This is a genomic window from Providencia sp. PROV205, assembly GCF_028479505.1.
GTDB lineage: Bacteria > Pseudomonadota > Gammaproteobacteria > Enterobacterales > Enterobacteriaceae > Providencia > Providencia huaxiensis.
Genome location: NZ_JAMPNU010000022.1, coordinates 85,479 through 111,091 on the forward strand (window position 1 = coordinate 85,479; position 25,613 = coordinate 111,091).

22 protein-coding genes and 2 tRNA genes are annotated in these 25,613 nt (G+C 44.0%); 18 read left to right on the forward strand and 6 right to left on the reverse strand.

The window, feature by feature from the left end; genetic code table 11:
- Window positions 1-95: 95 nt before the first annotated feature.
- Window positions 96-1,271: an Obg family GTPase CgtA gene (gene cgtA, locus PR800_RS14090; protein WP_166264000.1), complete on the forward strand. Its 1,176-nt coding sequence runs from the start codon at window positions 96-98 to the stop codon at window positions 1,269-1,271.
- 76 nt (window positions 1,272-1,347) lie between these two features.
- Here the strand turns inward: cgtA and dacB are convergent, their stop codons facing one another.
- Window positions 1,348-2,796, reverse strand: a complete 1,449-nt coding sequence (gene dacB, locus PR800_RS14095; protein ID WP_272531082.1) for a serine-type D-Ala-D-Ala carboxypeptidase — start codon at window positions 2,794-2,796, stop codon at window positions 1,348-1,350.
- 244 nt (window positions 2,797-3,040) lie between these two features.
- Between dacB and greA the strand changes: the two genes are divergently transcribed.
- Window positions 3,041-3,517 (forward strand): transcription elongation factor GreA, encoded by a 477-nt coding sequence (gene greA, locus PR800_RS14100; RefSeq protein WP_004905916.1) that lies wholly within the window; start codon window positions 3,041-3,043, stop codon window positions 3,515-3,517.
- A gap of 118 nt (window positions 3,518-3,635) precedes the next feature.
- On the opposite strand, the gene yhbY is transcribed toward greA, so the two are convergent.
- Complete coding sequence (gene yhbY / locus PR800_RS14105) at window positions 3,636-3,929, reverse strand: ribosome assembly RNA-binding protein YhbY (protein ID WP_004905914.1); 294 nt, start codon at window positions 3,927-3,929, stop codon at window positions 3,636-3,638.
- Window positions 3,930-4,064: 135 nt separating this feature from the next.
- Between yhbY and rlmE the strand changes: the two genes are divergently transcribed.
- The 16 genes from rlmE (at window position 4,065) to PR800_RS14185 (ending at window position 22,265) form a co-directional block, all read left to right on the forward strand.
- Window positions 4,065-4,694 carry a 23S rRNA (uridine(2552)-2'-O)-methyltransferase RlmE gene (rlmE, locus tag PR800_RS14110; RefSeq protein WP_102138213.1) on the forward strand — a complete coding sequence of 210 codons (630 nt, stop codon included), beginning with the start codon at window positions 4,065-4,067 and terminating at the stop codon, window positions 4,692-4,694.
- A gap of 57 nt (window positions 4,695-4,751) precedes the next feature.
- Window positions 4,752-6,758: an ATP-dependent zinc metalloprotease FtsH gene (gene ftsH, locus PR800_RS14115; RefSeq protein ID WP_102138212.1), complete on the forward strand. Its 2,007-nt coding sequence runs from the start codon at window positions 4,752-4,754 to the stop codon at window positions 6,756-6,758.
- A gap of 66 nt (window positions 6,759-6,824) precedes the next feature.
- Window positions 6,825-7,661, forward strand: a complete 837-nt coding sequence (gene folP / locus PR800_RS14120; RefSeq protein ID WP_102138211.1) for a dihydropteroate synthase — start codon at window positions 6,825-6,827, stop codon at window positions 7,659-7,661.
- Between the two features lie 4 nt (window positions 7,662-7,665).
- Window positions 7,666-9,003: a phosphoglucosamine mutase gene (gene glmM, locus PR800_RS14125; RefSeq protein WP_166264004.1), complete on the forward strand. Its 1,338-nt coding sequence runs from the start codon at window positions 7,666-7,668 to the stop codon at window positions 9,001-9,003.
- A gap of 220 nt (window positions 9,004-9,223) precedes the next feature.
- Window positions 9,224-9,568 (forward strand): preprotein translocase subunit SecG, encoded by a 345-nt coding sequence (gene secG / locus PR800_RS14130; protein WP_004905902.1) that lies wholly within the window; start codon window positions 9,224-9,226, stop codon window positions 9,566-9,568.
- Between the two features lie 115 nt (window positions 9,569-9,683).
- Window positions 9,684-9,773: transfer RNA gene (locus PR800_RS14135), tRNA-Leu, on the forward strand.
- A gap of 59 nt (window positions 9,774-9,832) precedes the next feature.
- Window positions 9,833-9,909: transfer RNA gene (locus PR800_RS14140), tRNA-Met, on the forward strand.
- Between the two features lie 252 nt (window positions 9,910-10,161).
- Window positions 10,162-10,614, forward strand: a complete 453-nt coding sequence (gene rimP / locus PR800_RS14145) for a ribosome maturation factor RimP (RefSeq protein WP_036958775.1) — start codon at window positions 10,162-10,164, stop codon at window positions 10,612-10,614.
- 23 nt (window positions 10,615-10,637) lie between these two features.
- Window positions 10,638-12,146: a transcription termination factor NusA gene (gene nusA / locus PR800_RS14150; RefSeq protein WP_004905898.1), complete on the forward strand. Its 1,509-nt coding sequence runs from the start codon at window positions 10,638-10,640 to the stop codon at window positions 12,144-12,146.
- Window positions 12,147-12,169: 23 nt separating this feature from the next.
- The gene (gene infB, locus PR800_RS14155) at window positions 12,170-14,908 is read left to right on the forward strand and encodes a translation initiation factor IF-2 (RefSeq protein WP_195697863.1); all 2,739 of its coding nucleotides are present in this window, start codon (window positions 12,170-12,172) and stop codon (window positions 14,906-14,908) included.
- Window positions 14,909-14,994: 86 nt separating this feature from the next.
- Window positions 14,995-15,405 (forward strand): 30S ribosome-binding factor RbfA, encoded by a 411-nt coding sequence (gene rbfA, locus PR800_RS14160; RefSeq protein ID WP_004905894.1) that lies wholly within the window; start codon window positions 14,995-14,997, stop codon window positions 15,403-15,405.
- Window positions 15,405-16,358, forward strand: coding sequence for a tRNA pseudouridine(55) synthase TruB (truB, locus tag PR800_RS14165; RefSeq protein ID WP_102138208.1), 954 nt, complete (start codon window positions 15,405-15,407; stop codon window positions 16,356-16,358). Before rbfA ends, truB begins: the two co-directional genes overlap by 1 nt.
- A 112-nt stretch (window positions 16,359-16,470) precedes the next feature.
- On the forward strand, window positions 16,471-16,740 hold the full coding sequence (gene rpsO, locus PR800_RS14170) for a 30S ribosomal protein S15 (RefSeq protein WP_004905890.1): 270 nt from the start codon (window positions 16,471-16,473) through the stop codon (window positions 16,738-16,740).
- A gap of 279 nt (window positions 16,741-17,019) precedes the next feature.
- On the forward strand, window positions 17,020-19,143 hold the full coding sequence (gene pnp / locus PR800_RS14175; protein ID WP_102138266.1) for a polyribonucleotide nucleotidyltransferase: 2,124 nt from the start codon (window positions 17,020-17,022) through the stop codon (window positions 19,141-19,143).
- A gap of 93 nt (window positions 19,144-19,236) precedes the next feature.
- Window positions 19,237-20,154, forward strand: coding sequence for a lipoprotein NlpI (gene nlpI / locus PR800_RS14180; protein WP_229597492.1), 918 nt, complete (start codon window positions 19,237-19,239; stop codon window positions 20,152-20,154).
- Between the two features lie 170 nt (window positions 20,155-20,324).
- Complete coding sequence (locus PR800_RS14185; RefSeq protein WP_272531083.1) at window positions 20,325-22,265, forward strand: DEAD/DEAH family ATP-dependent RNA helicase; 1,941 nt, start codon at window positions 20,325-20,327, stop codon at window positions 22,263-22,265.
- 105 nt (window positions 22,266-22,370) lie between these two features.
- Here the strand turns inward: PR800_RS14185 and PR800_RS14190 are convergent, their stop codons facing one another.
- From PR800_RS14190 to PR800_RS14205, 4 genes are all read right to left on the reverse strand, one after another.
- Window positions 22,371-22,715: a type II toxin-antitoxin system RelE/ParE family toxin gene (locus PR800_RS14190; protein WP_195697860.1), complete on the reverse strand. Its 345-nt coding sequence runs from the start codon at window positions 22,713-22,715 to the stop codon at window positions 22,371-22,373.
- Window positions 22,716-22,730: 15 nt separating this feature from the next.
- Window positions 22,731-23,000, reverse strand: coding sequence for a hypothetical protein (locus PR800_RS14195; protein WP_094961647.1), 270 nt, complete (start codon window positions 22,998-23,000; stop codon window positions 22,731-22,733).
- A 160-nt stretch (window positions 23,001-23,160) separates the two neighbouring features.
- Window positions 23,161-23,877, reverse strand: a complete 717-nt coding sequence (gene btsR, locus PR800_RS14200) for a two-component system response regulator BtsR (protein WP_102138205.1) — start codon at window positions 23,875-23,877, stop codon at window positions 23,161-23,163.
- Window positions 23,878-23,896: 19 nt separating this feature from the next.
- Window positions 23,897-25,582 (reverse strand): sensor histidine kinase, encoded by a 1,686-nt coding sequence (locus PR800_RS14205; RefSeq protein ID WP_102138263.1) that lies wholly within the window; start codon window positions 25,580-25,582, stop codon window positions 23,897-23,899.
- Window positions 25,583-25,613: the final 31 nt, after the last annotated feature.

Genomic DNA, 25,613 nt, shown 5'->3' on the forward strand with positions numbered 1-25,613 from the left:
TTGATCTTTAATGAACTACACACGAATTAAAGATGCACCATCTCTGAGTAGAACAGCCATCCAGCGTTATGCGGCTCAGAAGCGGAGAGAGAATTATGAAATTTGTAGATGAAGCCAAAATATTGGTCGTGGCAGGAGATGGTGGCAATGGTTGTGTCAGCTTCCGCCGTGAAAAATACATCCCTAAAGGGGGACCGGACGGTGGTGACGGTGGCGATGGTGGGGACGTTTACTTACAAGCAGACGAAAACCTCAACACGTTAATCGATTACCGTTTTGAAAAATCCTTTCGTGCAGAGCGCGGCCAGAATGGCCAAAGCCGTGAATGTACAGGTAAACGTGGTCAAGATATCACAGTTAAAGTGCCCGTAGGAACGCGTGTACGCGATTTAGGGACTAACGAAGTACTTTGTGATATGACGCGCCACGAACAACGTCATATGGTCGCTAAAGGCGGTTTCCATGGGCTTGGAAATACCCGTTTTAAATCTTCAGTAAATCGTGCTCCACGTCAACGTACAATGGGGACAAAAGGGGAAACTCGCGAAATACTGTTAGAGTTGATGCTGTTAGCGGATGTGGGCATGCTTGGTATGCCAAATGCGGGTAAATCAACATTTATTCGTTCAGTATCAGCCGCCAAACCAAAAGTTGCAGATTATCCCTTTACCACTTTAGTCCCAAGCTTGGGTGTGGTGCGTATGGATAACGAACAAAGCTTTGTGGTTGCGGATATACCCGGGTTGATCGAAGGTGCGGCTGAAGGCGCAGGTCTTGGGATCCAATTCCTGAAACACTTAGAGCGTTGTCGTGTCTTACTTCACTTGGTTGATATTTGCCCTATTGATGAGTCTGATCCTGTCGAAAATGCGAAGATCATCATTAGTGAGTTAGAAAAATACAGTGAAAAACTGGCAGCAAAACCACGTTGGTTAGTCTTCAATAAGATTGATATCTTAGGTGAAGAGGGATCAGCACAGCGCGCAGCAGAAATTGCCAAAGCAATGGGCTGGGAAGATAAATTCTATATGATTTCCGCAGTTAACCACGAAGGTGTGAAAGCACTGTGTTGGGATATCATGGAATTTATGAATACTCAACCACGTGATATGGCAACGACTGAAGATACACAGCAACCTGAGAAAGTTGAATTCATGTGGGATGACTACCACAAAGAACAACTTTCAGGTACTGAAGATTTTGATGATGACTGGGATGACGATTGGGATGAAGATGACGACGAAGGTGTCGAAATCATTTATCAAAAATAGTTTATCTTAAAAATGTAAAAAGGCGCGAAAGCGCCTTTTACATTTCTAAACCCACGTATGTCTAAACCGCGTATGATCAGTTTTTCTGATACAGATCTTTATACAGACGGCTTTCAAATCGTACTAATGGTACTCGACGAGTACGCTGCTGGTTTTGTGGTACCGCATAAGCAGAGATAAATTGCACAAAAGCCACACGTTGGCCACTGGCGGTTGTGATAAAACCAGCGAGGTTATAGACCCCTTGTAGTGCTCCCGTTTTGGCGGAAACTTTACCATTTACACCAGCCTCATCAAAACCACCACGGTAACGCAAAGTGCCATCATGGCCGGCAAGTGGAAGCATAGAAATAAAATCGAGTTGTTGATCATTTTTTGCGATAAACTGCAAAACTTCCATCATCGTTGCTGGGGTGATCAAGTTATGGCGGGACAAACCAGATCCATCAACCATTACGGTATTGCCAAGGTCGATCCCTGCTTTTTGCTTCAGCACTTGTCTTACCGCATCGGATCCTGAACGCCAAGTTCCTGGAACACCATAATATTCCCGACCGATAGTACGAAAAACAGTATCCGCTATCATATTATCGGATTTTTTTAGCATCACTTTTAGCAAGTCATGCAGTGGTTTAGATTCAGTTTTGACTAACACCTGTGATTGAGGTGCTGGAAATGTGCGTTTTTTCACATGGCCAGTAAGCTCAATACCCGCGGTGGCTAACTCATTTTTGACAATCGCCCCTGAGTAACTCGCTCCATTTTGCACCGCAAAGGCAAGTGGCAAGGGCTCACTGCGTTGAGTTAAGCAACCTGTTAGGGTGTAGCGGTTCAGTTCGCCAGGAACGACGTCAAGCTCGCAATAGCGTGCTTCTGGGGAGCCTTTAGCTAGTGTTTTGACTTCGCTGAACATATTGACAGGGTAAAAACTAGCCGCCTTAATGAATGCATAATCTCCTGCTTTTTCAGCGGGGTAAAGAGAAACTGAAAAACAGTTACGGTCAATAATAGCAGCAGCAGGCGGCGCACTAAAACATTGGGTCATGTCATTCCAAACCCAACCTGGTGCTTTGTCATGGCTAGTAAAAGCAGAAATATCAACAACCAGATCGCCATCAACTTTATGGATCCCAAGCTGCTTTAATGCATTAGCCATATTACGAATTTGTTGGCGGGTTAGTGTTGGGTCACCACTGAAACGGATCACTAAATCGCCAGTCAATGTGTTGTTGCTAAGTTTTGCATCAGTTTCAAAATTGGTGACAAAACGGTAGTCTGGCCCCAGTTGTAACAGGGCGGCAAGAGCGGTCACAACCTTTTGCGTACTTGCAGGTAATGCCATTTGCTGCGCATTATAATCAATTAATGGGGTGCTACTTCCCACTTTTTGCGCGACCAGAGCAAGGTTAGTGCCATCAGGTAAATATTGTTTGTACTCATCAATAGGAATAGCTAGAGCTTGCGCACTGGCTAAGGTTATTCCTAAAGAGATTATCCATTTTCTGGTTAAAGTTAATAATGACATATATTTCACGCATTAGGGTGGACATATAATACATACTAAAGTGTAATGCCTAAGAAAGTAAACGGTGACCCGTTATTAAGTCTCAGTTAAAATAGCGTACATTATGATAAGATAAATGAGTACATAAGTCTGATTGCGTTTTTTTACTAGAACACCCTCGTTTTACGCAGGTGTTCGGTGTACTGTTGTTACAAAATCAGGAAGATACTTGTTTTTAGATAGGATTGAACCGAGGTATTTATTAATGAAACAGATCCCGATGACGGTACTTGGTGCGGATAAGCTAAGAGAAGAGCTTGAATTCCTTAAATCTGTCCGTCGCCCAGAAATTATTGCATCTATTGCAGAAGCGCGTGAGCACGGTGACTTAAAAGAAAATGCAGAATATCATGCAGCACGTGAGCAACAAGGTTTCTGTGAGGGCCGTATTCAAGAAATTGAAGGTAAACTTTCTCACGCTCAAGTGATCGATGTCACTAAAATGGTTAATAACGGTCGCGTTATCTTTGGCGCAACAGTAACAGTATTGAATGTTGATACTGACGAAGAGCTAACGTATCGTATTGTTGGTGATGACGAAGCCGATATTAAGATCAATCTGATTTCTGTGAACTCACCGATAGCACGTGGCTTAGTGGGTAAAGAAGTTGATGATGCGGTCTCGATTAAAACCCCAGGTGGCGATGTCGAGTTCGAAATTCTTAAAGTTGAGTATATCTGATTCCTATTTGCCTGAATTGGTTATATTATTTCCCTGATTTAAAGAAAAAGGCCGCAGGCGGCCTTTTTCACCATATAAAACATGCTTTCAATGGCATTTTTATATAAATGATGAGGGATTATTTAGGTAAAATGATTTTGCGGTCTGCCGAAGGACGGTAGATAACAAGAATTTTACCGATGATTTGTACATTTACTGCACCAGTTTCGCGAACAATCGCATCAGCGATCAAATTTTTAGTATCACGGTCTTCGCCTGCGATCTTGACTTTGATAAGCTCATGATGCGCTAATGAGAGTTCAATCTCAGCTAAAACACCTTCGGTTAAACCATTGTTGCCGATCATAACAACAGGGTTTAAATGGTGAGCGAGACTTTTTAGGTGCTGAATTTGTTTTTTATTAAGATTCATTGATTTTTTGCTTGGTTAGTATTGAAAATGGCTTATTCTACCGCCATCTGATATCTATCACCATCAATTATATCTTTTTGATGGTAAAGAAGCAGCAAGTTAGGTGAAGTTCTTTTAGTATAGTTGGAAAGCACAATGGCCAATAAAAAACGTTCGGCAAGCTCAAGTCGCTGGTTGCAAGAGCATTTTAGTGATAAATATGTTCAGCAAGCACAAAAAAAAGGGCTGCGCTCACGTGCATGGTTTAAGCTGGAGGAAATCCAGCAAGGTGATAAAATTTTTAAACCAGGTATGACCGTTGTTGATTTAGGAGCAGCCCCTGGTGGTTGGTCGCAATACGTTGTTAGCCAAATAGGTCATAATGGGCGGGTTATTGCTTGTGACTTATTGCCGATGGACCCAATCGTTGGTGTTGATTTCCTGCAAGGGGATTTTCGCGACGAAGCCGTTCTCGCCGCTTTGTTAGAACGCGTTGGCGACAAAAAAGTACAGGTGGTCATGTCTGACATGGCGCCAAATATGAGTGGGACACCAGCGGTTGATATTCCTCGCTCTATGTATCTAGTTGAATTAGCATTGGATATGTGCCGTTCTGTATTGGCACCTGGGGGAAGTTTCATTGTTAAAGTGTTTCAGGGAGAAGGCTTTGACGATTACCTTAGGGATATCCGCTCCCTGTTTACGAAAGTAAAAGTTCGTAAACCTGAATCTTCGCGGGCACGATCGCGTGAAGTATACATTGTAGCGACAGGGCTAAAACTATAGTACCCTGAGCGTTATTTGTTAACACAGTTGTAATATGAGGTTAATCCCTTGAGTGACATGGCGAAAAACCTGATTCTCTGGTTAGTCATCGCAGTTGTTCTGATGTCCTTGTTCCAGAGTTTTGGCCCAAGCGATTCGAATAGTCGCAGAGTTGATTATTCAACGTTTATCAATGAGTTAGCCCAGGATCAGGTACGTGAAGTTCGTATCACCGGTCGTGAACTGAACGTCAGAAAGGCTGATAATAGCCGCTATACAACTTATCTTCCTATGCAGGATGAGAAGCTGTTAGACACTATGCTGAATAAGCATGTGACGGTTGTTGGTGAACCACCAGAAGAACCAAGCTTACTGACATCTATTTTTATTTCCTGGTTCCCAATGCTTCTGTTGATTGGTGTCTGGATTTTCTTCATGCGCCAGATGCAAGGCGGTGGCGGCAAGGGGGCAATGTCATTTGGCAAAAGTAAAGCCCGCATGCTGACAGAAGATCAGATCAAAACAACATTTGCAGACGTTGCTGGGTGTGATGAAGCCAAAGAAGAAGTGGGCGAAATCGTAGAGTTTCTGCGTGAACCTGCTCGTTTCCAAAAACTTGGCGGTAAAATTCCAAAAGGCGTCCTGATGGTAGGGCCTCCAGGAACAGGTAAAACATTACTGGCAAAAGCTATCGCTGGTGAGGCAAAAGTGCCATTCTTCACCATTTCCGGTTCTGACTTTGTGGAAATGTTTGTGGGCGTGGGTGCTTCTCGTGTTCGTGACATGTTCGAACAAGCGAAAAAAGCAGCGCCTTGTATCATCTTTATTGATGAGATCGATGCGGTAGGTCGTCAACGTGGTGCAGGTCTTGGTGGTGGTCACGATGAGCGTGAGCAAACACTGAACCAAATGCTGGTTGAGATGGACGGTTTCGAAGGTAACGAGGGTATTATTGTTATCGCAGCAACTAACCGTGCTGACGTACTTGACCCTGCCTTATTACGTCCAGGTCGCTTTGACCGTCAGGTAGTCGTTGGCTTACCAGACGTTCGTGGCCGTGAACAAATTCTGAAAGTGCATATGCGTCGTGTACCTATCGACCCAAGCGTGGATACTTTCATTCTTGCACGTGCAACTCCGGGTTTCTCGGGTGCTGAATTGGCAAACTTGGTTAACGAAGCCGCATTATTTGCAGCACGTGCAAATATGCGTGTCGTTTCCATGGTCGAATTCGAAAAAGCGCGTGACAAAATTTGGATGGGTGCAGAGCGTCGTTCTCTGATGATGACCGAAGAGCAAAAAGAATCAACGGCTTACCATGAAGGTGGTCATATGATTATCGGTCATTTAATGCCAGAGCATGACCCTGTTCACAAGGTTACAATTGTTCCACGTGGCCAAGCGCTGGGGGTGGCATTCTTCTTACCTGAAGGTGATGAAGTTAGCCGTAGCCGCTTGAAACTCGAAGGTATGATTGCGACAGCTTATGCGGGTCGTATTGCGGAAGAGTTGATTTATGGTCGTGAAAAAGTCACTACAGGGGCTTCTTCCGATATTCAGTTTGCAACCAATACTGCACGTAACATGGTAACGCAATGGGGCTTCTCAGACCGTTTAGGTCCAATGCAATACTCGAAAGAAGAAGGCCCTGCGTTCTTAGGTCGTTCTTCAGGTAATGGTTCTGGAATTTCTGATGAAACAGCACGTATTGTTGATGAAGAAATTAAGAAAATTTTAGACCATTGCTACCAACTGGCTTACAAAACACTGGAAGACAATATCGATATTCTGCATGCAACGAAAGATGCATTGCTGAAATATGAAACTATCGATATGCCAATGATTGATGATTTAATGAATCGTCGTCCAGTTCGTGAGCCTGCAGGTTGGGATGAAGACAAAAAAGTCAGTAATGTGACAGGTACATTTGGTAAAGGTGCAGCAAACGCAGCTGAAAAACCTCAATCTGAAGAACCGAAAAACAGTACTGAAGAACCAAGTAAGACAGATAATAGTCATACAGATAATAGTAATAATGCTGATGAATCAAACCCATCAGACAATAACGACAGCAAGCCACAATAAGCGGTCGTGAAATAAAATACGAAGACCCCAGTTCGCTGGGGTTTTTTTCGTTAAGGAAAAATAACAATGCAGATCAAAGCGAGAGGCAGTGTCCTTGACTTATCAACACCTAAGGTGATGGGGATTTTGAATGTTACTCCTGATTCATTTTCAGATGGTGGCACTCATAATCGTTATCAGGATGCGCTTGAACATGTGGCCAAAATGGTTCAACACGGTGCGGCTATCATTGATATCGGAGGTGAATCAACCCGTCCTGGCGCTGCCGAAGTCTCTGTGAATGAGGAACTTGATAGAGTTATCCCTGTGGTTGAAGCGATAGCGCAACGTTTTGATGTGTGGGTTTCAGTCGATACATCTAAAGCACAAGTCATGGCAGAAGCCGCAAATGCAGGTATGCATATCATCAATGATATTCGCTCGCTTCATGAGCCGGATGCATTAGAAGTCGCTGCGAAAACAGGTTTACCCGTGTGTATTATGCATATGCAAGGTCAGCCAAGAACGATGCAAGAAGCACCGAATTATGAAAACGTGGTGCGTGAAGTAAAAGACTATCTTAACGCTGAAATCACCCGATGCGTGACGGCCGGGATTGATAGACAGCAAATTATCCTTGATCCAGGCTTTGGCTTTGGCAAAAACTTGTCGCATAATTACCAGTTATTGGCAAACTTAGAACAATTTCATAATTTCGGACTACCGCTATTGGCAGGGATGTCACGTAAATCTATGATTGGACAATTATTGAATGTTCCACCACAAGAACGCCTCGCAGGCAGCCTAACTTGTGCAGTGATTGCTGCGATGCAAGGGGCACACATCATTCGAGTTCATGATGTCAAAGAAACCGTGCAAGCGATGCAAGTGGTACAGATGACTCTGTCAGAAAAGGAAAAATAAGCGTATGAGCGACCGTAAATATTTTGGTACTGATGGTATTCGTGGCAAAGTGGGCGATAGCCCAATTACCCCTGATTTTGTTTTAAAATTAGGTTGGGCGGCAGGGAAAGTCCTTGCACGTCATGGCTCACGTAAAATTATTATTGGTAAAGATACGCGTATTTCTGGCTATATGTTGGAATCCTCTTTAGAAGCAGGCTTAGCAGCTGCAGGTCTATCTGCATCTTTCACAGGCCCAATGCCAACCCCTGCAGTCGCTTATTTAACACGCACTTTCCGTGCAGAAGCGGGGATTGTGATTTCCGCATCTCATAACCCTTATTATGATAATGGGATCAAATTCTTCTCAATTGATGGAACTAAGCTGCCTGATGAAGTAGAAGAAGCCATTGAAGCTGAAATGGAAAAGCCGATTACCTGCGTTGAGTCAGCAGAGTTAGGTCGTGCAAACCGCATAGTCGATGCTGCAGGCCGTTATATTGAGTTCTGTAAAGGAACGTTCCCAAGCGAACAAAGCCTGTCTAGCTTAAAAATCGTCATTGACTGTGCTAACGGGGCTACTTATCACATCGCACCAAATGTGTTTCGTGAATTAGGGGCTGAAGTCATCACTATTGGTTGCGATCCGAACGGGATCAACATCAATGAAGAATGTGGTGCAACGGATGTTCGTCAGCTACAACAAAAAGTATTAGAAGAAAAAGCCCACGTCGGTTTAGCATTTGATGGTGACGGTGACCGTATTATTATGGTCGACCACCTCGGTGAAAAAGTTGATGGTGACCAAATTCTCTTTATTATTGCTCGTGAAGCGCTACGCCAAGGTCAGCTTAAAGGTGGCGTTATCGGAACCTTGATGAGTAATATGGGGTTAGAAATCGCCCTAAAACAGCTAGGAATTCCTTTTGAGCGTGCAAAAGTGGGCGACCGCTATGTGCTCGAAAAACTACAGGAAAAAGGCTGGCGCATGGGGGCTGAAAACTCAGGTCACGTGATTTTATTAGATAAAACGACTACCGGTGACGGGATTGTAGCGGGCTTGCAAGTATTAAGTGCAATGGTACGTAACCATATGAGCCTACACGATTTATGCAGTGGTATGAAATTATTACCTCAAGTGTTAGTCAATGTTCGTTTCAAAGGCCAACACGACCCATTACAGAGTGATGCGGTAGTTGCTGCGAACGAAGAAGTTGAAAAACAATTGGCAGGAAAAGGCCGTGTGTTACTGAGAAAATCAGGAACAGAACCGTTAATCCGTGTCATGGTTGAAGGTGAAAACGAAGCTGATGTGACTGCAATGGCAAACCGCATTGCTGATGCCGTAAAAGCAGCTGGCTAAGTTGTTATTGGTGAAGCTGAGCAATATTTTGATGATTTGTTGTTTTTTTCTGCAAATAATCAAATGGAGTCAAAATAGACTTGCTTGTCTGCTCAGCTTTGGTTAGTATTCGCACCTGCTCAATCCCGTAAGAGTGTTTCTTCGCGGTCGAAATGAGTAGGTGTGCAGTGATAAAGGTCATAGCATTACGCTATGCACCGCAACTGAATAGGTAACTCAAATGTATGTAGCTCTTTTAATTATATTCTTGCTAGCGGCTATCGGGCTTATTGGTCTGATCATGTTACAGCAAGGTAAAGGTGCTGACATGGGAGCTTCATTCGGTGCGGGCGCTTCTGCAACACTGTTTGGTTCATCGGGTTCAGGTAACTTCATGACCCGTATGACTGGGATCTTGGCTGCTGTGTTTTTCATCATCAGTTTAATACTTGGCAATATGACTGCCAACAAGTACGGAACTGGTAGTGGTAGTAAGTGGGAAAACATTAGTGAACCTACTAAAGTCGAGCAACCAACAGACGTTCCGGCAGCACCAGCTACACCAACGAGCGATATCCCTCGTTAAGTGTGAAAGATTCCGAATGAAGGCAACTAATGCCATCATTAAGTAGTAAGCTCAGCGATGAGTGAGAAGTTAAAATTTGAGGTTATTGATTAAGTATTGATAACCTCGCCTCAGTGCCGAGGTGGTGAAATTGGTATACACGCTACCTTGAGGTGGTAGTGCCTACAAAACGGGCGTACGGGTTCAAGTCCCGTCCTCGGCACCATTATTTTAGATAGCTTGTGATTTACAGGTTATCCGTGTAGAATATGACACGTTTTCGAACGCGGGATGGAGCAGCTTGGTAGCTCGTCGGGCTCATAACCCGAAGGTCGTCGGTTCAAATCCGGCTCCCGCAACCATTTCTTATTCAACATACCTTGTCAGTATCGCAGTCTATAGTAGTTATCCGGTGTAGTAATCAAGTGCAGTTATCTAACAGCTCTCAAAATTTCTCATCGATTTCTCTAGATTTTACAGGTATAATAAGAATATGGTGAACCCGTGCACTACAGGGTCCAGTTGCATAAAGCCCCGAATTTCGGGGTTTTTTGTTATTTGACAATCGAATTAACTGGGCTTTTATAGCCCTTTTTTTATGTCTGGGGGTGGGCTTGTCCACATTAGAACAGAAATTAACAGAGATGATCTCAGCACCTGTGGAGGCGCTAGGCTTTGAATTTGTAGGCTTAGAGTTTGTCCGTGGCCGTACATCAACACTGCGTGTCTTCATTGATAGTGAAGAAGGCATCACTGTTGATGATTGTGCTGATGTCAGCCATCAGGTCAGTGCAGTATTGGACGTTGAAGATCCAATTTCTGTCATTTATAACCTGGAAATATCGTCACCAGGGCTTGAGCGTCCATTATTCACCATTGCGCATTACGAGCGTTTTATGGGGGAAGAGGTGGCATTGACTTTGCGTATAGCAATGCAGAACCGCCGTAAGTGGCAAGGAATTATTAAGGCCATAGACGGTGAAATGATTACGGTTACTGTAGATGGTAAGGATGAGGTGTTCGCCCTCGGCAACATCCAGAAAGCTAACTTGGTACCCCACTTTTAATAAAGTTCAATGAGGCAACTAGGATGAATAAAGAAATTCTGGCTGTTGTAGAAGCGGTTTCTAACGAAAAATCCCTCCCTCGTGAAAAAATCTTCGAGGCTCTGGAAACTGCATTAGCGACGGCGACTAAAAAGAAATACGAGCAAGAAATTGATGTCCGTGTGGAAATTGACCGTAAATCAGGTGATTTCGACACGTTCCGTCGTTGGTTAATTGTGGAAGAAGTCACAATGCCAACACGTGAAATTACGTTGGAAGCGGCTCAATACGAAGATCCAGCGCTGCAGCTTGGAGAGTACGTCGAAGACCAAATCGAGTCTGTTGTATTTGACCGTATTACCACTCAAACAGCTAAACAAGTTATCGTACAGAAAGTTCGTGAAGCAGAACGTGCGATGGTTGTTGACCAATTCCGTGAGCAACAAGGTGAAATCATCACTGCTCAGGTAAAAAAAGTTAATCGTGAAAATATCACGTTAGATTTAGGCAATAACGCTGAAGCCGTTATTCTGCGTGAAGATATGTTGCCACGTGAAAATTTCCGTCCAGGTGACCGTATCCGCGGAGTCCTGTATGATGTTCGTCCTGAAGCACGCGGCGCACAGCTTTTTGTTACGCGTTCTCGCCCTGAAATGTTGATTGAATTATTCCGCATTGAAGTGCCAGAAATCGGCGAAGAAATTATTGAAATCAAAGCCGCTGCCCGTGATCCAGGTTCTCGTGCAAAAATCGCAGTTAAAACTAATGACAAGCGTATCGACCCAGTTGGTGCTTGTGTTGGTATGCGTGGTGCACGTGTTCAAGCCGTTTCTAGTGAACTAGGCGGCGAAAGAATTGATATTGTGTTATGGGATGATAACCCAGCTCAGTTCGTTATTAATGCTATGGCTCCGGCTGATGTTGCATCTATTGTCGTCGATGAAGACAAATGTACGATGGATGTTGCCGTAGAAAGTAGTAATTTGGCACAAGCCATTGGGCGTAACGGTCAAAACGTGCGTCTGGCAGCTCAATTACTGAAAAAACACCGTGGTGATGACAAATGGGAATTAAATGTCATGACCGCAGAAGAGCTCAATGCAAAACATCAGGCAGAAGCACATGCTTCTATTGATACATTCACCAAGCATCTTGATATTGATGAAGAGTTTGCCACTGCACTTGTTGAAGAAGGCTTCTCGACGTTAGAAGAACTGGCTTACGTGCCTATTAATGAACTTCTGGAAATTGATGGTCTTGACGAAGAGACTGTTGAAGTTCTACGTGAAAGAGCGAAAGCGGCCCTCACCACAATAGAATTGGCTCAAAAAGAGAGCCTAGGTGATAATCAGCCAGCAGAAGATTTATTGAATCTTGAAGGTATGGATCGTACTCTTGCCTATAATTTGGCTACTCGTGGAATCTGTACACTGGAAGATCTTGCTGAGCAGGGCATCGACGACCTGATTGATATTGAAGGTCTGGATGATGAGAAAGCAGGTACGCTCATCATGGCCGCACGTAATATTTGCTGGTTCGGTAACGATGCGTAAACACTGTAGCAGGAAGGAACGGCATGACAGAAACTGTAAAAACATTGGCAACGGAAATTCAAACCACAGTTGATCGCCTGGTACAGCAATTTGCTGAAGCAGGGATCAAAAAAGGTGAGAATGACTCTGTTAGCCAGTCAGAAAAAGAAGCTTTACTGAGCCATTTAAACCGTGAACAAGGCGGGGCAACGGGTCAGCCAAGCAAAATGACACTACAGCGCAAAACTCGTAGTACGCTGAGTGTTCCCGTCACCGGTGGCAAAAGCAAATCGGTAAATGTCGAAGTCCGCAAAAAACGCACTTATGTGAACCGTGATGCTGAAGAAGCAAAAGCGGAAGAGCAGGCGCAGCGTGAAGCGGAAGAGCAGGCACAGCGCGAAGCTGAAGAACTGGCACAACGTCAAGCAGAAGCAAAACGATTAGCAGAAGAAACCGCTAAACGTGAAGCGGAAGAAAAGGCAAAACGTGAAGCCCAAGAGAAAGCAAAACGTGAAGCAGCAGATAAAGCTACGCGCGAAGCAGCGGAAAGAGAAAAAGTGAAACCAAGCGAAAATCAACAAAAGACAGGCAAAGCTGTAGAAAGTAATGCCGACAAACAACGCCGTGAAGCTGAAGCTGCGGAGCTAAAACGTAAAGCTGAAGAAGAAACTCAGCGCAAAGTTGAAGCAGAAGCACGCCGTGTAGCTGAAGAAGCTCGCAAAATGGCAGAAGAAAACGGTGAAAAGTGGACTGCTGAAACGAAAACTGAAGAAGACAGCGATTATCACACGACAACTTCGACGCACGCTCGTGCGGCTGAAGATGAAAGTGATGAGAAAGAAGAAGGCCGTCGTTCACGTAATCGTACTGCAAAAGCACCTCGCCAAAAGAAAGGTAATAAACTTTCTGAAAAAGCAGATCGCGAAGAAGAACGAGCCGCAGGCCGTTCAGGTCGCAGTAAAGGTAAACAACGTAAAGGTAGTTCTTTACAACAAAGCTTTACTAAGCCAGCAGCTGCGGTTAACCGTGATGTTGTGATTGGCGAAACGATCACTGTTGGTGAACTTGCTAATAAAATGGCAGTAAAAGGTTCTCAAGTCATCAAAACGATGATGAAGATGGGCGCAATGGCGACTATCAACCAAGTGATTGACCAAGAAACTGCACAGTTAGTTGCAGAAGAAATGGGCCACAAAGTTATTCTGCGTCGTGAAAACGAATTAGAAGAGTCAGTAATGAATGACCGTGACACAGGCTCTGCAATGCAAGAGCCACGTGCACCAGTTGTTACTATCATGGGTCACGTTGACCACGGTAAAACTTCTTTACTTGACTACATCCGTTCAACGAAAGTGGCGTCAGGCGAAGCGGGTGGTATTACTCAGCACATTGGTGCATACCACGTCCAAACTGACAAAGGTATGATTACCTTCTTAGATACCCCAGGTCACGCCGCGTTTACTTCTATGCGTGCTCGTGGTGCTCAGGCAACAGATATCGTTGTACTGGTTGTTGCTGCGGACGATGGTGTAATGCCACAAACAATCGAAGCTATCCAGCACGCAAAAGCGGCGGGTGTGCCAATCGTAGTTGCAGTGAACAAAATTGATAAGCCAGAAGCTGACATTGACCGTGTAAGAAATGAACTGTCTCAGTACGGTGTTATTTCTGAAGAGTGGGGCGGTGACACTCAATTTATCGGTGTATCTGCGAAAGTGGGTACAGGTATTGACGATTTACTTGATGCGCTGTTGCTGCAAGCTGAAGTATTAGAACTTAAAGCTGTTTATACCGGTATGGCGAGTGGTGTGGTCGTTGAATCTTATCTGGACAAAGGTCGTGGCCCAGTTGCGACAATCTTAGTTCAAGAAGGTACATTGAACAAAGGCGACATCGTCCTGTGTGGTTTCGAATATGGCCGTATTCGTGCAATGCGTAACGAATTAGGTAAAGATGTTCAGTCTGCAGGTCCTTCAATGCCAGTCGAGATTTTAGGTCTGTCTAGCGTACCTTCTGCAGGTGATGAAGCGACAGTTGTACGTGACGAGAAAAAAGCACGTGAAGTTGCCCTGTATCGTCAAGGTAAATTCCGTGATGTTAAACTCGCTCGTCAGCAGAAATCTAAACTGGAAAACATGTTTGCTAACATGGAAGAAGGTAAAGTTTCTGAGCTGAATATCGTTCTGAAAACCGACGTTCAAGGTACTTGTGAAGCGATTACTGACTCTCTAATGAAGCTGTCGACTGATGAAGTTAAAATTAAAATCATCGGTTCTGGTGTTGGTGGTATCACTGAAACTGACGCAACATTAGCAGCGGCATCGAATGCTATCATTTTAGGCTTCAACGTACGTGCAGATGCTTCTGCGCGTCGTGTGATTGAAAGTGAAAGCGTTGACTTACGCTACTACTCTGTTATCTATAGCTTAATTGATGAAATCAAACAAGCGATGAGCGGTATGTTAGCGCCTGAATACAAGCAGCAAATTATTGGTCTTGCAGAAGTTCGTGATGTGTTTAAATCACCGAAATTCGGCGCTGTTGCTGGTTGTATGGTTACTGAAGGTACCATTAAACGTAACAACCCAATCCGTGTCCTGCGTGATAACGTCGTTATCTATGAAGGTGAGTTAGAATCACTGCGTCGCTTTAAAGATGACGTCAGCGAAGTTCGTAACGGCATGGAATGTGGTATCGGCGTTAAGAACTACAATGATGTCCGTGTCGGCGATATGATCGAAGTCTTCGAAATCATTGAAGTTAAACGTTCTATCGACGGTTAATTTTGTGAGTACCCACGAAATGTCGTGGTGACAAACCAGTATGAATGAGGGGGCGCTTGCCCCCTTTATTGTCAGGAGATATAACGATGGCAAAAGAATTCAGTCGTGCACAACGCGTAGCACAAGAGATGCAAAAAGAAATTGCGATCATTTTACAGCGCGAGATCAAAGATCCGCGTATTGGTATGGCTACTGTTTCAGGTGTCGAGTTATCTCGCGACCTTGCATACGGTAAAGTCTTTGTGACTTTCTTCAATATCGCTAATGATAAAAGCGAAGAAGAAATGGTTGCAGATGGCATTAAAGCATTAAATGAAGCGTCTGGTTTTATACGTTCATTAATTGGGAAAGCAATGCGCTTGCGTATTATTCCTGAGTTAACATTTGAATATGATAATTCACTTGTTGACGGTATGCGGATGTCTAATTTAGTGTCAAATGTGATCCGCGATGATGAAAAACGTCGTGCGGATGTTAGTGATAAAGAGGAAAAATAATGGGGCGTCGTCGTAGCGGCCGTAATATTGACGGTGTAGTGCTGCTGGATAAACCCACGGATATTTCTTCAAATGATGCGCTGCAGAAAGTGCGGCGCTTTTTTAATGCCAATAAAGCTGGGCACACGGGGGCACTTGACCCTCTAGCAACAGGAATGTTGCCTGTTTGTCTCGGCGAAGCGACGAAATTTTCCCAGTTTTTACTCGATTCAGATAAACGTTATCGCGTCATTGCTCGTCTTGGGCAGCGTACTGATACGTCAGATTCACATGGCGAAATTATTAGTGAGCGTAACGTAGAGTTTACACAGCAGCAACTGGATGATGCTTTAGAATTTTTCCGTGGTGATACATTACAAGTTCCTTCAATGTATTCAGCGTTGAAACACCAAGGTCGTCCATTGTATGAATATGCGCGTAAAGGTATTACCGTTGAACGTGAAGCTCGTCCAATTACAGTGTATGAATTACAGTTTATTCGTTTAGAAAATAACGAATTAGAACTGGAAATACACTGTTCTAAAGGCACCTATATTCGTACAATTATCGATGATTTAGGTGAGATGTTAGGCTGTGGTGCGCATGTCATTTACCTGCGTCGAGTGCAAGTGGCTAACTATCCTTATGAGCGAATGGTAACATTGGAGCAACTAGCCGCTTTACGGGCAAAAGTCGATGCGGGTGAAGGTTCTTTTGAGTCCTTGCTTGACTCTTTATTATTGCCAATGGATACCGCAGTTGTTCATTTTCCAGCAGTAAATATTACAGAAGAAACAGCGGCTTATTTCAAACAGGGTCAACCTGTGAGAGCCGCAGTGCAAGCCCTTGAAGAGGGGTGTATGGTACGTGTCACCTGCGGTGAAGCGCAACGGTTTATCGGTATTGCTCTTATCAGCGAAGATGGCAGACTTGCACCGAAGCGTTTGGTCGTGGAAAATGAACCGTCCGCATAGTGGCGCTTATTGCTTTGCTGCCTTAAGCAGCGTAGAATAGCGGCGCTTAATCTTGAGATGCTAAATTAGAGATTGGCTCTCATCACTTACATTAATCATTTTGGAGTTTATTATGTCTCTAAGTAATGAAGCGAAAGCTAAAATCGTTGCTGAGTTCGGCCGCGGTGAAAATGACACTGGTTCAAGCGAAGTTCAAATCGCTCTGCTGACTGCACAAATCAACCACCTGCAAAGCCACTTTGCAGAGCACAAAAAAGATCACCACAGCCGTCGTGGTCTGCTGCGTATGGTTGCTCAGCGTCGTCGCTTACAAGCTTACTTGAAAGGTAAAGATATCGCGCGCTACACAGCTCTTATCGAGCGTTTAGGTCTGCGTCGTTAATCTTGTCAGTTTCAGGGGAAAGGGGCCAAATGGCCCCTTTTCTTCTAAAAGTTGTTTTGAAAGTTGAAGTAATACTCGAATTATACTTAACTTAAATGCTAAGCTATAAGTCGTAGTAAGCAGTTTTATTAATGCCTCTTCGCTACATCCGATTCGCGCGGCTAATGAGAGAATTGATCACGGGAATATCAGTATTCTCATTAGTCGCGAGGCTGTAGTAGGAAGAGTAAGCCAATGCACCCTGAGAATCTCAAGGTGCCTTACAAAAAGGGTAATATAGTGTTAAATCCTATTGTTCGTAAATTCCAATATGGTCAACATACTGTTTCGATTGAAACAGGTATGATTGCACGCCAAGCATCTGCTGCTGTTATGGTTAACATGGATGACACTGCAGTATTTGTAACTGCAGTTGCACAGAAGAAAGTGAAAGAAGGCCAAGACTTCTTCCCTTTAACAGTTAACTATCAAGAACGTACATATGCAGCGGGCCGTATCCCGGGAAGTTTCTTCCGTCGTGAAGGTCGTCCTGGTGAAGGCGAAACGTTAATCGCACGTTTGATTGACCGTCCTCTGCGTCCTCTGTTCCCAGAAGGTTTTTACAACGAAATTCAAATCATTGCGACCGTTGTCTCTGTTAACCCACAAGTTAACCCAGATATCGTTGCGATGATCGGTGCATCTGCGGTATTAGCGCTTTCTGGTGTTCCATTCAATGGCCCAATCGGTGCGGCTCGTGTTGGTTTTATCAACGACCAATATGTTCTGAACCCAACAGCGGACGAGCTGAAAAATAGCCGTTTAGACTTAGTGGTTGCAGGTACTGATAACGCGGTATTAATGGTTGAATCTGAAGCTGATTTATTAAGTGAAGAACAAATGTTAGGTGCGGTGGTATTCGGCCACGATCAACAACAAGTTGTTATTCAGAATATCAATGAATTAGTGAAAGAAGCCGGTAAAGAGAAATGGGATTGGCAGCCAGAGCCAGTTAACCAAGCTCTGAACGACCGTGTTGCTGCATTAGCAGAAAGCCGCATGGGTGATGCATACCGCATTACCGAGAAACAAGAACGTTACGCACAAGTTGACTTAATCAAAGAAGAAGTCACTGCGGTATTAGTTGCAGAAGATGAAAACGTTGATGTTTCTGAAGTGGGTGATATTTTAGCTAACTTAGAAAAACAAGTGGTTCGTAGCCGTGTTATTCGTGGTGAGCCACGTATCGATGGCCGCGAAAAAGATATGGTCCGTGCACTGGATGTACGTACTGGTGTTCTGCCACGTACTCACGGTTCTGCGTTGTTCACTCGTGGTGAAACTCAGGCGTTAGTGACTGCAACATTAGGTACAGAGCGTGATGCACAGGTTATCGACCAATTAATGGGCGAGTACACTGACCGTTTCTTGTTCCACTACAACTTCCCTCCATATTCTGTCGGTGAAACCGGCATGGTCGGTTCACCAAAACGTCGTGAAATTGGCCATGGCCGTTTAGCGAAACGCGGTGTGTTAGCTGTTATGCCTGACCACGCAGATTTCCCATACACCGTACGTGTGGTGTCTGAGATTACTGAATCTAACGGCTCGTCTTCAATGGCGTCTGTTTGTGGTGCGTCTCTGGCTCTGATGGATGCTGGTGTACCAATTAAAGCAGCGGTTGCTGGTATTGCCATGGGTCTGGTAAAAGAAGGCAACGACTTCGTTGTTCTGTCCGATATCTTAGGTGATGAAGACCACTTAGGTGATATGGACTTTAAAGTAGCTGGTAGCCGTGAAGGTATCAGCGCACTGCAAATGGACATCAAAATCGAAGGTATCACTAGTGAGATCATGCAAGTTGCATTAAACCAAGCAAAAGGTGCGCGTTTGCACATTCTTGGTACGATGGAACAAGCAATCAATGGTCCACGTGAAGAAATCTCTGAATTTGCTCCACGTATTTACACTATCCGCATTAACCCAGACAAAATCAAAGATGTCATCGGTAAAGGTGGTTCTGTGATCCGTGCGTTAACGGAAGAGACAGGCACAACAATCGAAATCGAAGATGACGGTACTGTGAAGATTGCAGCAACGGATGGCATAAAAGCGAAAGAAGCTATTCGTCGTATCGAAGACATTACTGCAGAAGTTGAAGTGGGCCGCATTTACCCAGGTAAAGTAACTCGCATCGTCGACTTTGGTGCATTTGTTGCTATCGGTGGCGGTAAAGAAGGTCTGGTTCACATTTCTCAAATCGCGGACAAACGTGTTGAGAAAGTGACTGATTACCTGCAAATGGGTCAAGAAGTTCCTGTTAAAGTATTGGAAATCGACCGTCAAGGGCGTATCCGTCTTAGCATGAAAGAAGCGGTAGCAACTGAAGAACAAGCAGCGCAACCGCAGGACTCAGCAGAGTAAGCTGGCCTAACAGCGCTCTATTAAGTTAGGGCGCTATCAGCCTAAGTTTGCTGAAACCATAATTTGTAAAGCGTGGTAATGTAAGGGCGGAGTATGTTGAACAGTATCTGTCTTCGGGTGAGAGATTATCGCACGTTACCGCGTGTGCTCTTGGCGCTTATCTTTTTTGTTATTATTGGATGTAGTAGCAAAGATTGGCGAAAGAACGAGGTATTTGCCGTTCCACTTCAACCTTCATTGCAACAAGAAGTGATACTGGCTCGTATGGAACAAATCCTTGCGAGCCGGTCTTTAACCGATGATGAATACGCACAGCTTTTATATGAGCGCGGTGTGTTGTATGATAGTCTCGGTTTAAGGGCGCTGGCGCGTAATGATTTTTCAACTGCGTTAGCCATTCGTCCTGATATTCCTGAAGTTTTTAATTTTTTAGGGATATATTTTACGCAGGCAGGGAATTATGATGCTGCCTATGAAGCGTTTGATTCTGTTTTAGAGCTTGATCCAACTTACAATTTCGCGCGAATGAATCGTGGCATCGCATTATATTACGGTGAACGATACAAACTAGCGCAGGATGATCTGCTGGCGTATTATCAGATAGATCCAAATGATCCTTTTCGTACTCTGTGGCTTTATCTCGTAGAGAAAGACATAGACCCGCGTATGGCGCAAGATAATCTTGCCGCCCGCTACAACCAAGCGGAGAAAGGGCAATGGGGCTGGAATATCGTAGAATTCTATCTTGGCAACATCAATGAAACGACATTGATGGAGCGTTTGAAAGAAACATCTACGGATAACACTTCGCTCGCTGAGCATCTCAGTGAAACTAACTTCTATTTAGGTAAACATTACCTAAGTCTGGGGGATAAGAATAGCGCAGTTGCGTTATTCAAACTGACGGTGGCTAACAACGCTCACAGCTTTGTTGAACACCGCTATGCATTGTTGGAATTGGCGCTGTTAGGCCAAGAACAAGACGACCTTTTAGAATCGGGCCAGCAATAGCTGACGAACATTTCACGATATTTTTTTAAGTCATCATCCCTCGGGGTGACGGCCTATTTGTTCGTTTAATAAACACAATTTGAGCCAGTTCACATTTTAAATGAAAATGACCGAAATGATTTTCCCATGGTTATGTAAACTGGCTGCCATTAAGTATGAGGCACCTTTACATGACTACTGAGACCGATATTTCTTTTGCTGAGTTAGGTTTATCAGCATCTATTTTGACAGCACTGAATGACCTGGGATATGAAAAACCATCTCCAATCCAGCAACAATGTATTCCATTGTTAATGGATGGCAATGATGTTTTAGGTATGGCACAAACGGGTAGCGGCAAAACGGCTGCATTTAGTTTGCCATTACTGCATAACATCGACCCAGATTTAAAAGCTCCGCAAATTTTAGTACTTGCTCCAACTCGTGAGTTGGCTGTTCAAGTGGCGGAAGCAATGAGCGATTTCTCTAAACATATGAACCGCGTTAACGTTGTTGCCCTGTATGGTGGTCAACGTTATGACGTACAATTACGTGCACTGCGCCAAGGACCACAAATTGTTGTGGGTACACCGGGTCGCCTTCTTGATCACTTAAAACGTGGCACGTTAGATCTTTCTAAATTAAAAGGCTTAGTCTTAGACGAAGCTGATGAAATGCTGCGTATGGGCTTCATTGAAGATGTTGAAAACATCATGAGCCAAATTCCAGCTGAGCACCAAACTGCGCTGTTCTCTGCAACAATGCCTGAGCCAATTCGTCGTATTACACGTCGTTTTATGAAAGACCCGAAAGAAATTCGTATTCAGGCTAGCATTACCACTCGTCCAGACATTGCTCAGAGCTATTGGACAGTGTATGGCATGCGTAAAAATGAAGCATTAGTACGTTTCTTAGAAGCGGAAGACTTCGATGCAGCGATTATTTTCGTGCGTACCAAAAATGCGACATTAGAAGTGGCTGAAGCGTTAGAACGCAATGGCTACAACAGTGCTGCACTTAATGGTGACATGAACCAAGCACTGCGTGAGCAAACTTTAGAGCGCTTAAAAGATGGTCGTTTAGATATCTTGATCGCAACTGACGTTGCAGCACGTGGTCTGGACGTTGAGCGTATTAGTTTAGTTGTTAACTATGACATCCCAATGGATGCTGAGTCTTACGTTCACCGTATTGGTCGTACAGGTCGTGCAGGCCGTGCAGGTCGTGCGTTACTGTTCGTTGAGAACCGTGAACGTCGTCTGCTGCGTAATGTTGAACGCACGATGAAACTGACTATCCCTGAAGTTGAATTACCAGATGCAGATCTGTTGAGCCAACGTCGTCAGGCGAAATTTGCTGAGAAAATTCAACAGCAATTAGAAAGCAGCGATTTAGACCAATATCGTTCACTGTTAGCGAAAATGTCTCCATCAGAAGATGTCGACATGGAAACATTGGCAGCGGCATTATTAAAAATGGCTCAAGGTGAGCGTGCACTGATCCTGCCACCTGATGCGCCACGTCGTCCACGCCGTGAATTTAATGACCGTGATGACCGTCGTGGTGGTGATCGTCGTGACCGTAACAGCAACGGCAATGGTTTTGACCGTGCTGAGCGCGGTGAGCGTGGCGGTCGTCGTGAGCGTCGTGATGTGGGTGATATGGAAATGTACCGTATTGAAGTTGGCCGTGATGATGGTGTGGAAGTTCGTCACATTGTTGGGGCGATTGCTAACGAAGCGGATATCAGCAGCCGTTATATCGGTAATATCAAATTGTACGGAACTCACTCGACAATTGAATTACCAAAAGGCATGCCAACTGACGTGTTAACTCACTTAAGCCGTGCTCGTATTTTGAATAAACCCACTCAAATGCAGCTGATCGGTGATGCACAACCGTTCGAACGTCGTGGTGGCGGTGAGCGTCGTGGTGGTCCACGTCGTGAAGGCGGTAGCGAAGTTGGTTTCGGGGCAGGTCGTCGTAATGACCGTGGTGGTGAGCGCGGTGGCGAACGTCGTGGCGGTGGTGAGCGTCGTGGCGGTGGTAACCGTGACCGTGGTAACTCTGCTCCACGCCAAGATGGCACCAATGCGGCTCCTCGTCGTCGTAGCAGCAGCCATAACGCGTAATTGCTAGGTTTTAGGGAATTTAATTCCTAATAAATGAAAACCCGTATTTCTTGGAAATGCGGGTTTTTTTGTTACAGTCACTCTTACCTAAGTATTTGGTCATTCTTACCTGAGTATATAGTAGCGATAAAGCGTTTTTTCTAAATCTTGTGCAGTGCTAATAAAAAGTAGAATAACGACGTTATTTGTTTGCATATCAAATTCATATAAACAACGATATTGGCTAATTGCATCGATTCGCTCCCGAATTAGCAGACCATTATCGGCTAACATTTGATTTGGGCGATAACGTTTAGGATCTTCTGATATTGCTCTTACGGATGATAAGAGTAGCTCATCAACAAACGCTGCTGCTTGAACACTACTCATAAAATTGATTTTAAACGATTCTACATCCTGTAGTGACCATAATGCAGTTTCTGCGAGGGTGACTGTATATGGTTGTTCCATCACAATTTCCTTTCATTATTTTCTTGCTGCACGTAATTTTTCTAGCGCTTCTTCTGGTGATAAGGTTCTCTTATTTTTAACATCATCTTTTGCTGCCATCACCAATTTTAGCAGCGCATTTGCTTGGCGCTCTCTTTCCCTTTCTTTTAACTCTATTTCACGCTCTTCACTTGTTTGGATAAAAAGCTCAGATTGCCCATTTTTTGTTACAAAAACGCCGCCCTTAAAGAGTTCAGGGTTACCAAGGCCTTCACGTGCGGCTTTTTGCGACATTGTATTAGACATATTTTGTTCCTATAAATGGTGAACACACAACTCGGAATACAGAATAACGTATTGTGTGTTTTTTGAACTTATATTTCTAATTATAGAAAAAATTAGTTTGGTGTACAAATTTATTATTAATTTATACACTAAGTTTATATGTGAGGAGTTGAAGTGCCACTTAAACCAAGCCCAGTGCCTCTTTCAGTGGTTTGAGGTAACGACGGCTGACAGGTATATGTTCACCGGAACTAAGTACTAACTCTGCTTGCCCACTATCACCAAACAGAATTTCATTTAGCTGAGTCATATTGACCAAATATTGGCGATGGCAGCGCACTAATGGTGTGCGCATTTCTAATGTGCGCAAGGTGAGCTCAGTAAAGCCTTCTTGCCCTTGCGTGCTCATCACATACACACCACTCATACGCGAAGTGGCATATAGCACCTCATCAAGCTTCATTAAGTAAATGCGGCTGTGTCCTGTGCATGGAATAAATTTTAGCGGTTCGTTATTGGCTAGAAGTTCAAGGTTCTGCTTTTGCTTACCTTGACGTAAGCGATTCAAGGTTTTTTCCAGTCGCTCCGTTTCAAGCGGCTTTAACAAGTAATCAAATGCATGTTCTTCAAAAGCCTGAATGGCAAATTCATTAAAAGCGGTAAGAAACACAATATAGGGGCGGTCTTCTGGGTCTAACATGCGCACCATTTCAAGGCCTGTTAAGCGTGGCATTTGAATATCCAGAAAAACCACATCAGGCTTTTTTTTGTGGATCATTCCAATTGCTTCAATCGCATTGGCGCATTCACCAATAATTTCAATATCATCGTGCTCTTCGAGTAGGCAACGCACGTTTTCACGTGCCAGAGGTTCGTCATCAACAATCAATACATTCATAGAGGTAATTTTATCATTATTATGTTGTAGCCAAATAAGGCAGGCGAATTTTCATTCGAGTGAATTTTTCCGGCTCATGTTCTACACTGATACCATATTGTTCGCCATATTTTAAACGTAAGCGTTTATCGACTAAGCCCATCCCTAAGCCATCACTTTGCTTCGCTGGTTGGTAGAGCCCCGCGTTATCTTCTATTTCAATATAGACGTGCTTGCTACCGATATAACTGCGTATTGTAATATATCCAGTCTCTAATAACTGTGAGGTACCGTGTTTAATTGCATTTTCAACAAGGGGTTGCAAGGTAAATGCAGGAAGTTCAACCTGTTTAACTTCCTCAGGAATTTCGATATGGATCTGTAAGTTTTCTTGAAAACGGGCTTTCTCTATCTGCAAATAGGCGTTGATATGTTCAATTTCTTCACCAAGCGTGGCATTTTGTTCAGGCCGTTTTAAATTATTGCGAAAAAATGTCGAAATATACTGCACAAGCTGGCCTGCTTGCTGGCTATCTTTGCGGATCACTGCTTGCAGCGTGTTGAGCACATTGAACAAAAAGTGAGGGTTCACTTGCGCATGAAGTAACTTCACTTCTGACTGTAAAAGTGATTGTTTATTGCGCTCATATTGGCCCGCTAAAATTTGTGCAGAAAATAAGCTAGCGATCCCTTCACCTAGGGTCCGGTTTATGGAACTAAACAGGCTATTTTTCGCTTCATACAGTTTTATTGTGCCAATGACCTTTTCGTTTTCTCCACGTAATGGGATCACTAATGCAGAACCAAGCTTGCAGGTAGGGCTTAATGAACATTTATACGGGGTTTCATTACCGTCAGCATATACAACTTCATTATTTTCAATGGCTTGTCTTGATTGAATGGATGAGATCGGTGTTCCGGGCCGATGGTGATCAGCACCAATACCAATAAATGCGAGTATTTTTTCACGATCAGTAATAGCAACGGCACCAATTTCTAATTCTTGATAAATAATCTTAGCGACTTTCATACTGTTGTCAGCATTGAAGCCTTTACGCAGAATTCCTTCAGTAGTTAAGGCGATTTTTAGCGCCTGAGCAGAGAATGCAGTGGTGTATTTTTCAACAATAGCGCGGCGGTCGAGTAAAATACGAATAAACATGGCTGCGCCAATCGTGTTCGCGATAACCATCGGTGCCGCGATATTTTTAACGAGTTCGAGGGCTTCATCGAAAGGTTTTGCTAACAACAAAATAATTAGCATCTGTATGATTTCAGCAATAAAAGTGACACAGCTGGCGATCACAGGGTTAAAAATTTTATTAATTTCGCCACGTTTCATAAAGTGACGATGAACTAGCCCACCAATCAACCCTTCAACAATCGTTGAGACCATACAGGCAAAGGCGCTCATGCCACCCAATGAGTAACGATGTAATCCGCCAGTAAAACCGACGGCAAAGCCTACCGCAGGGCCACCTAATAAGCCACCAAGTACGGCACCAATGGCGCGAGTATTCGCAATAGAATCATTGATATGCAAACCAAAATAAGTACCGATAATGCAAAATACTGAAAAAATTAGGTAGCACATTACCTTGTGAGGTAAGCGGATGGTAACTTTAAGTAAGGGGATAACCAGCGGGGTGCGACTGAGGACCCATGCGATCACTAAGTAGACGCACATTTGCTGGAGGAGGAGTAATATTAAGTCAAATTCGTACATGCTCGTCATATTTCACATTCTGGGGGTGTTG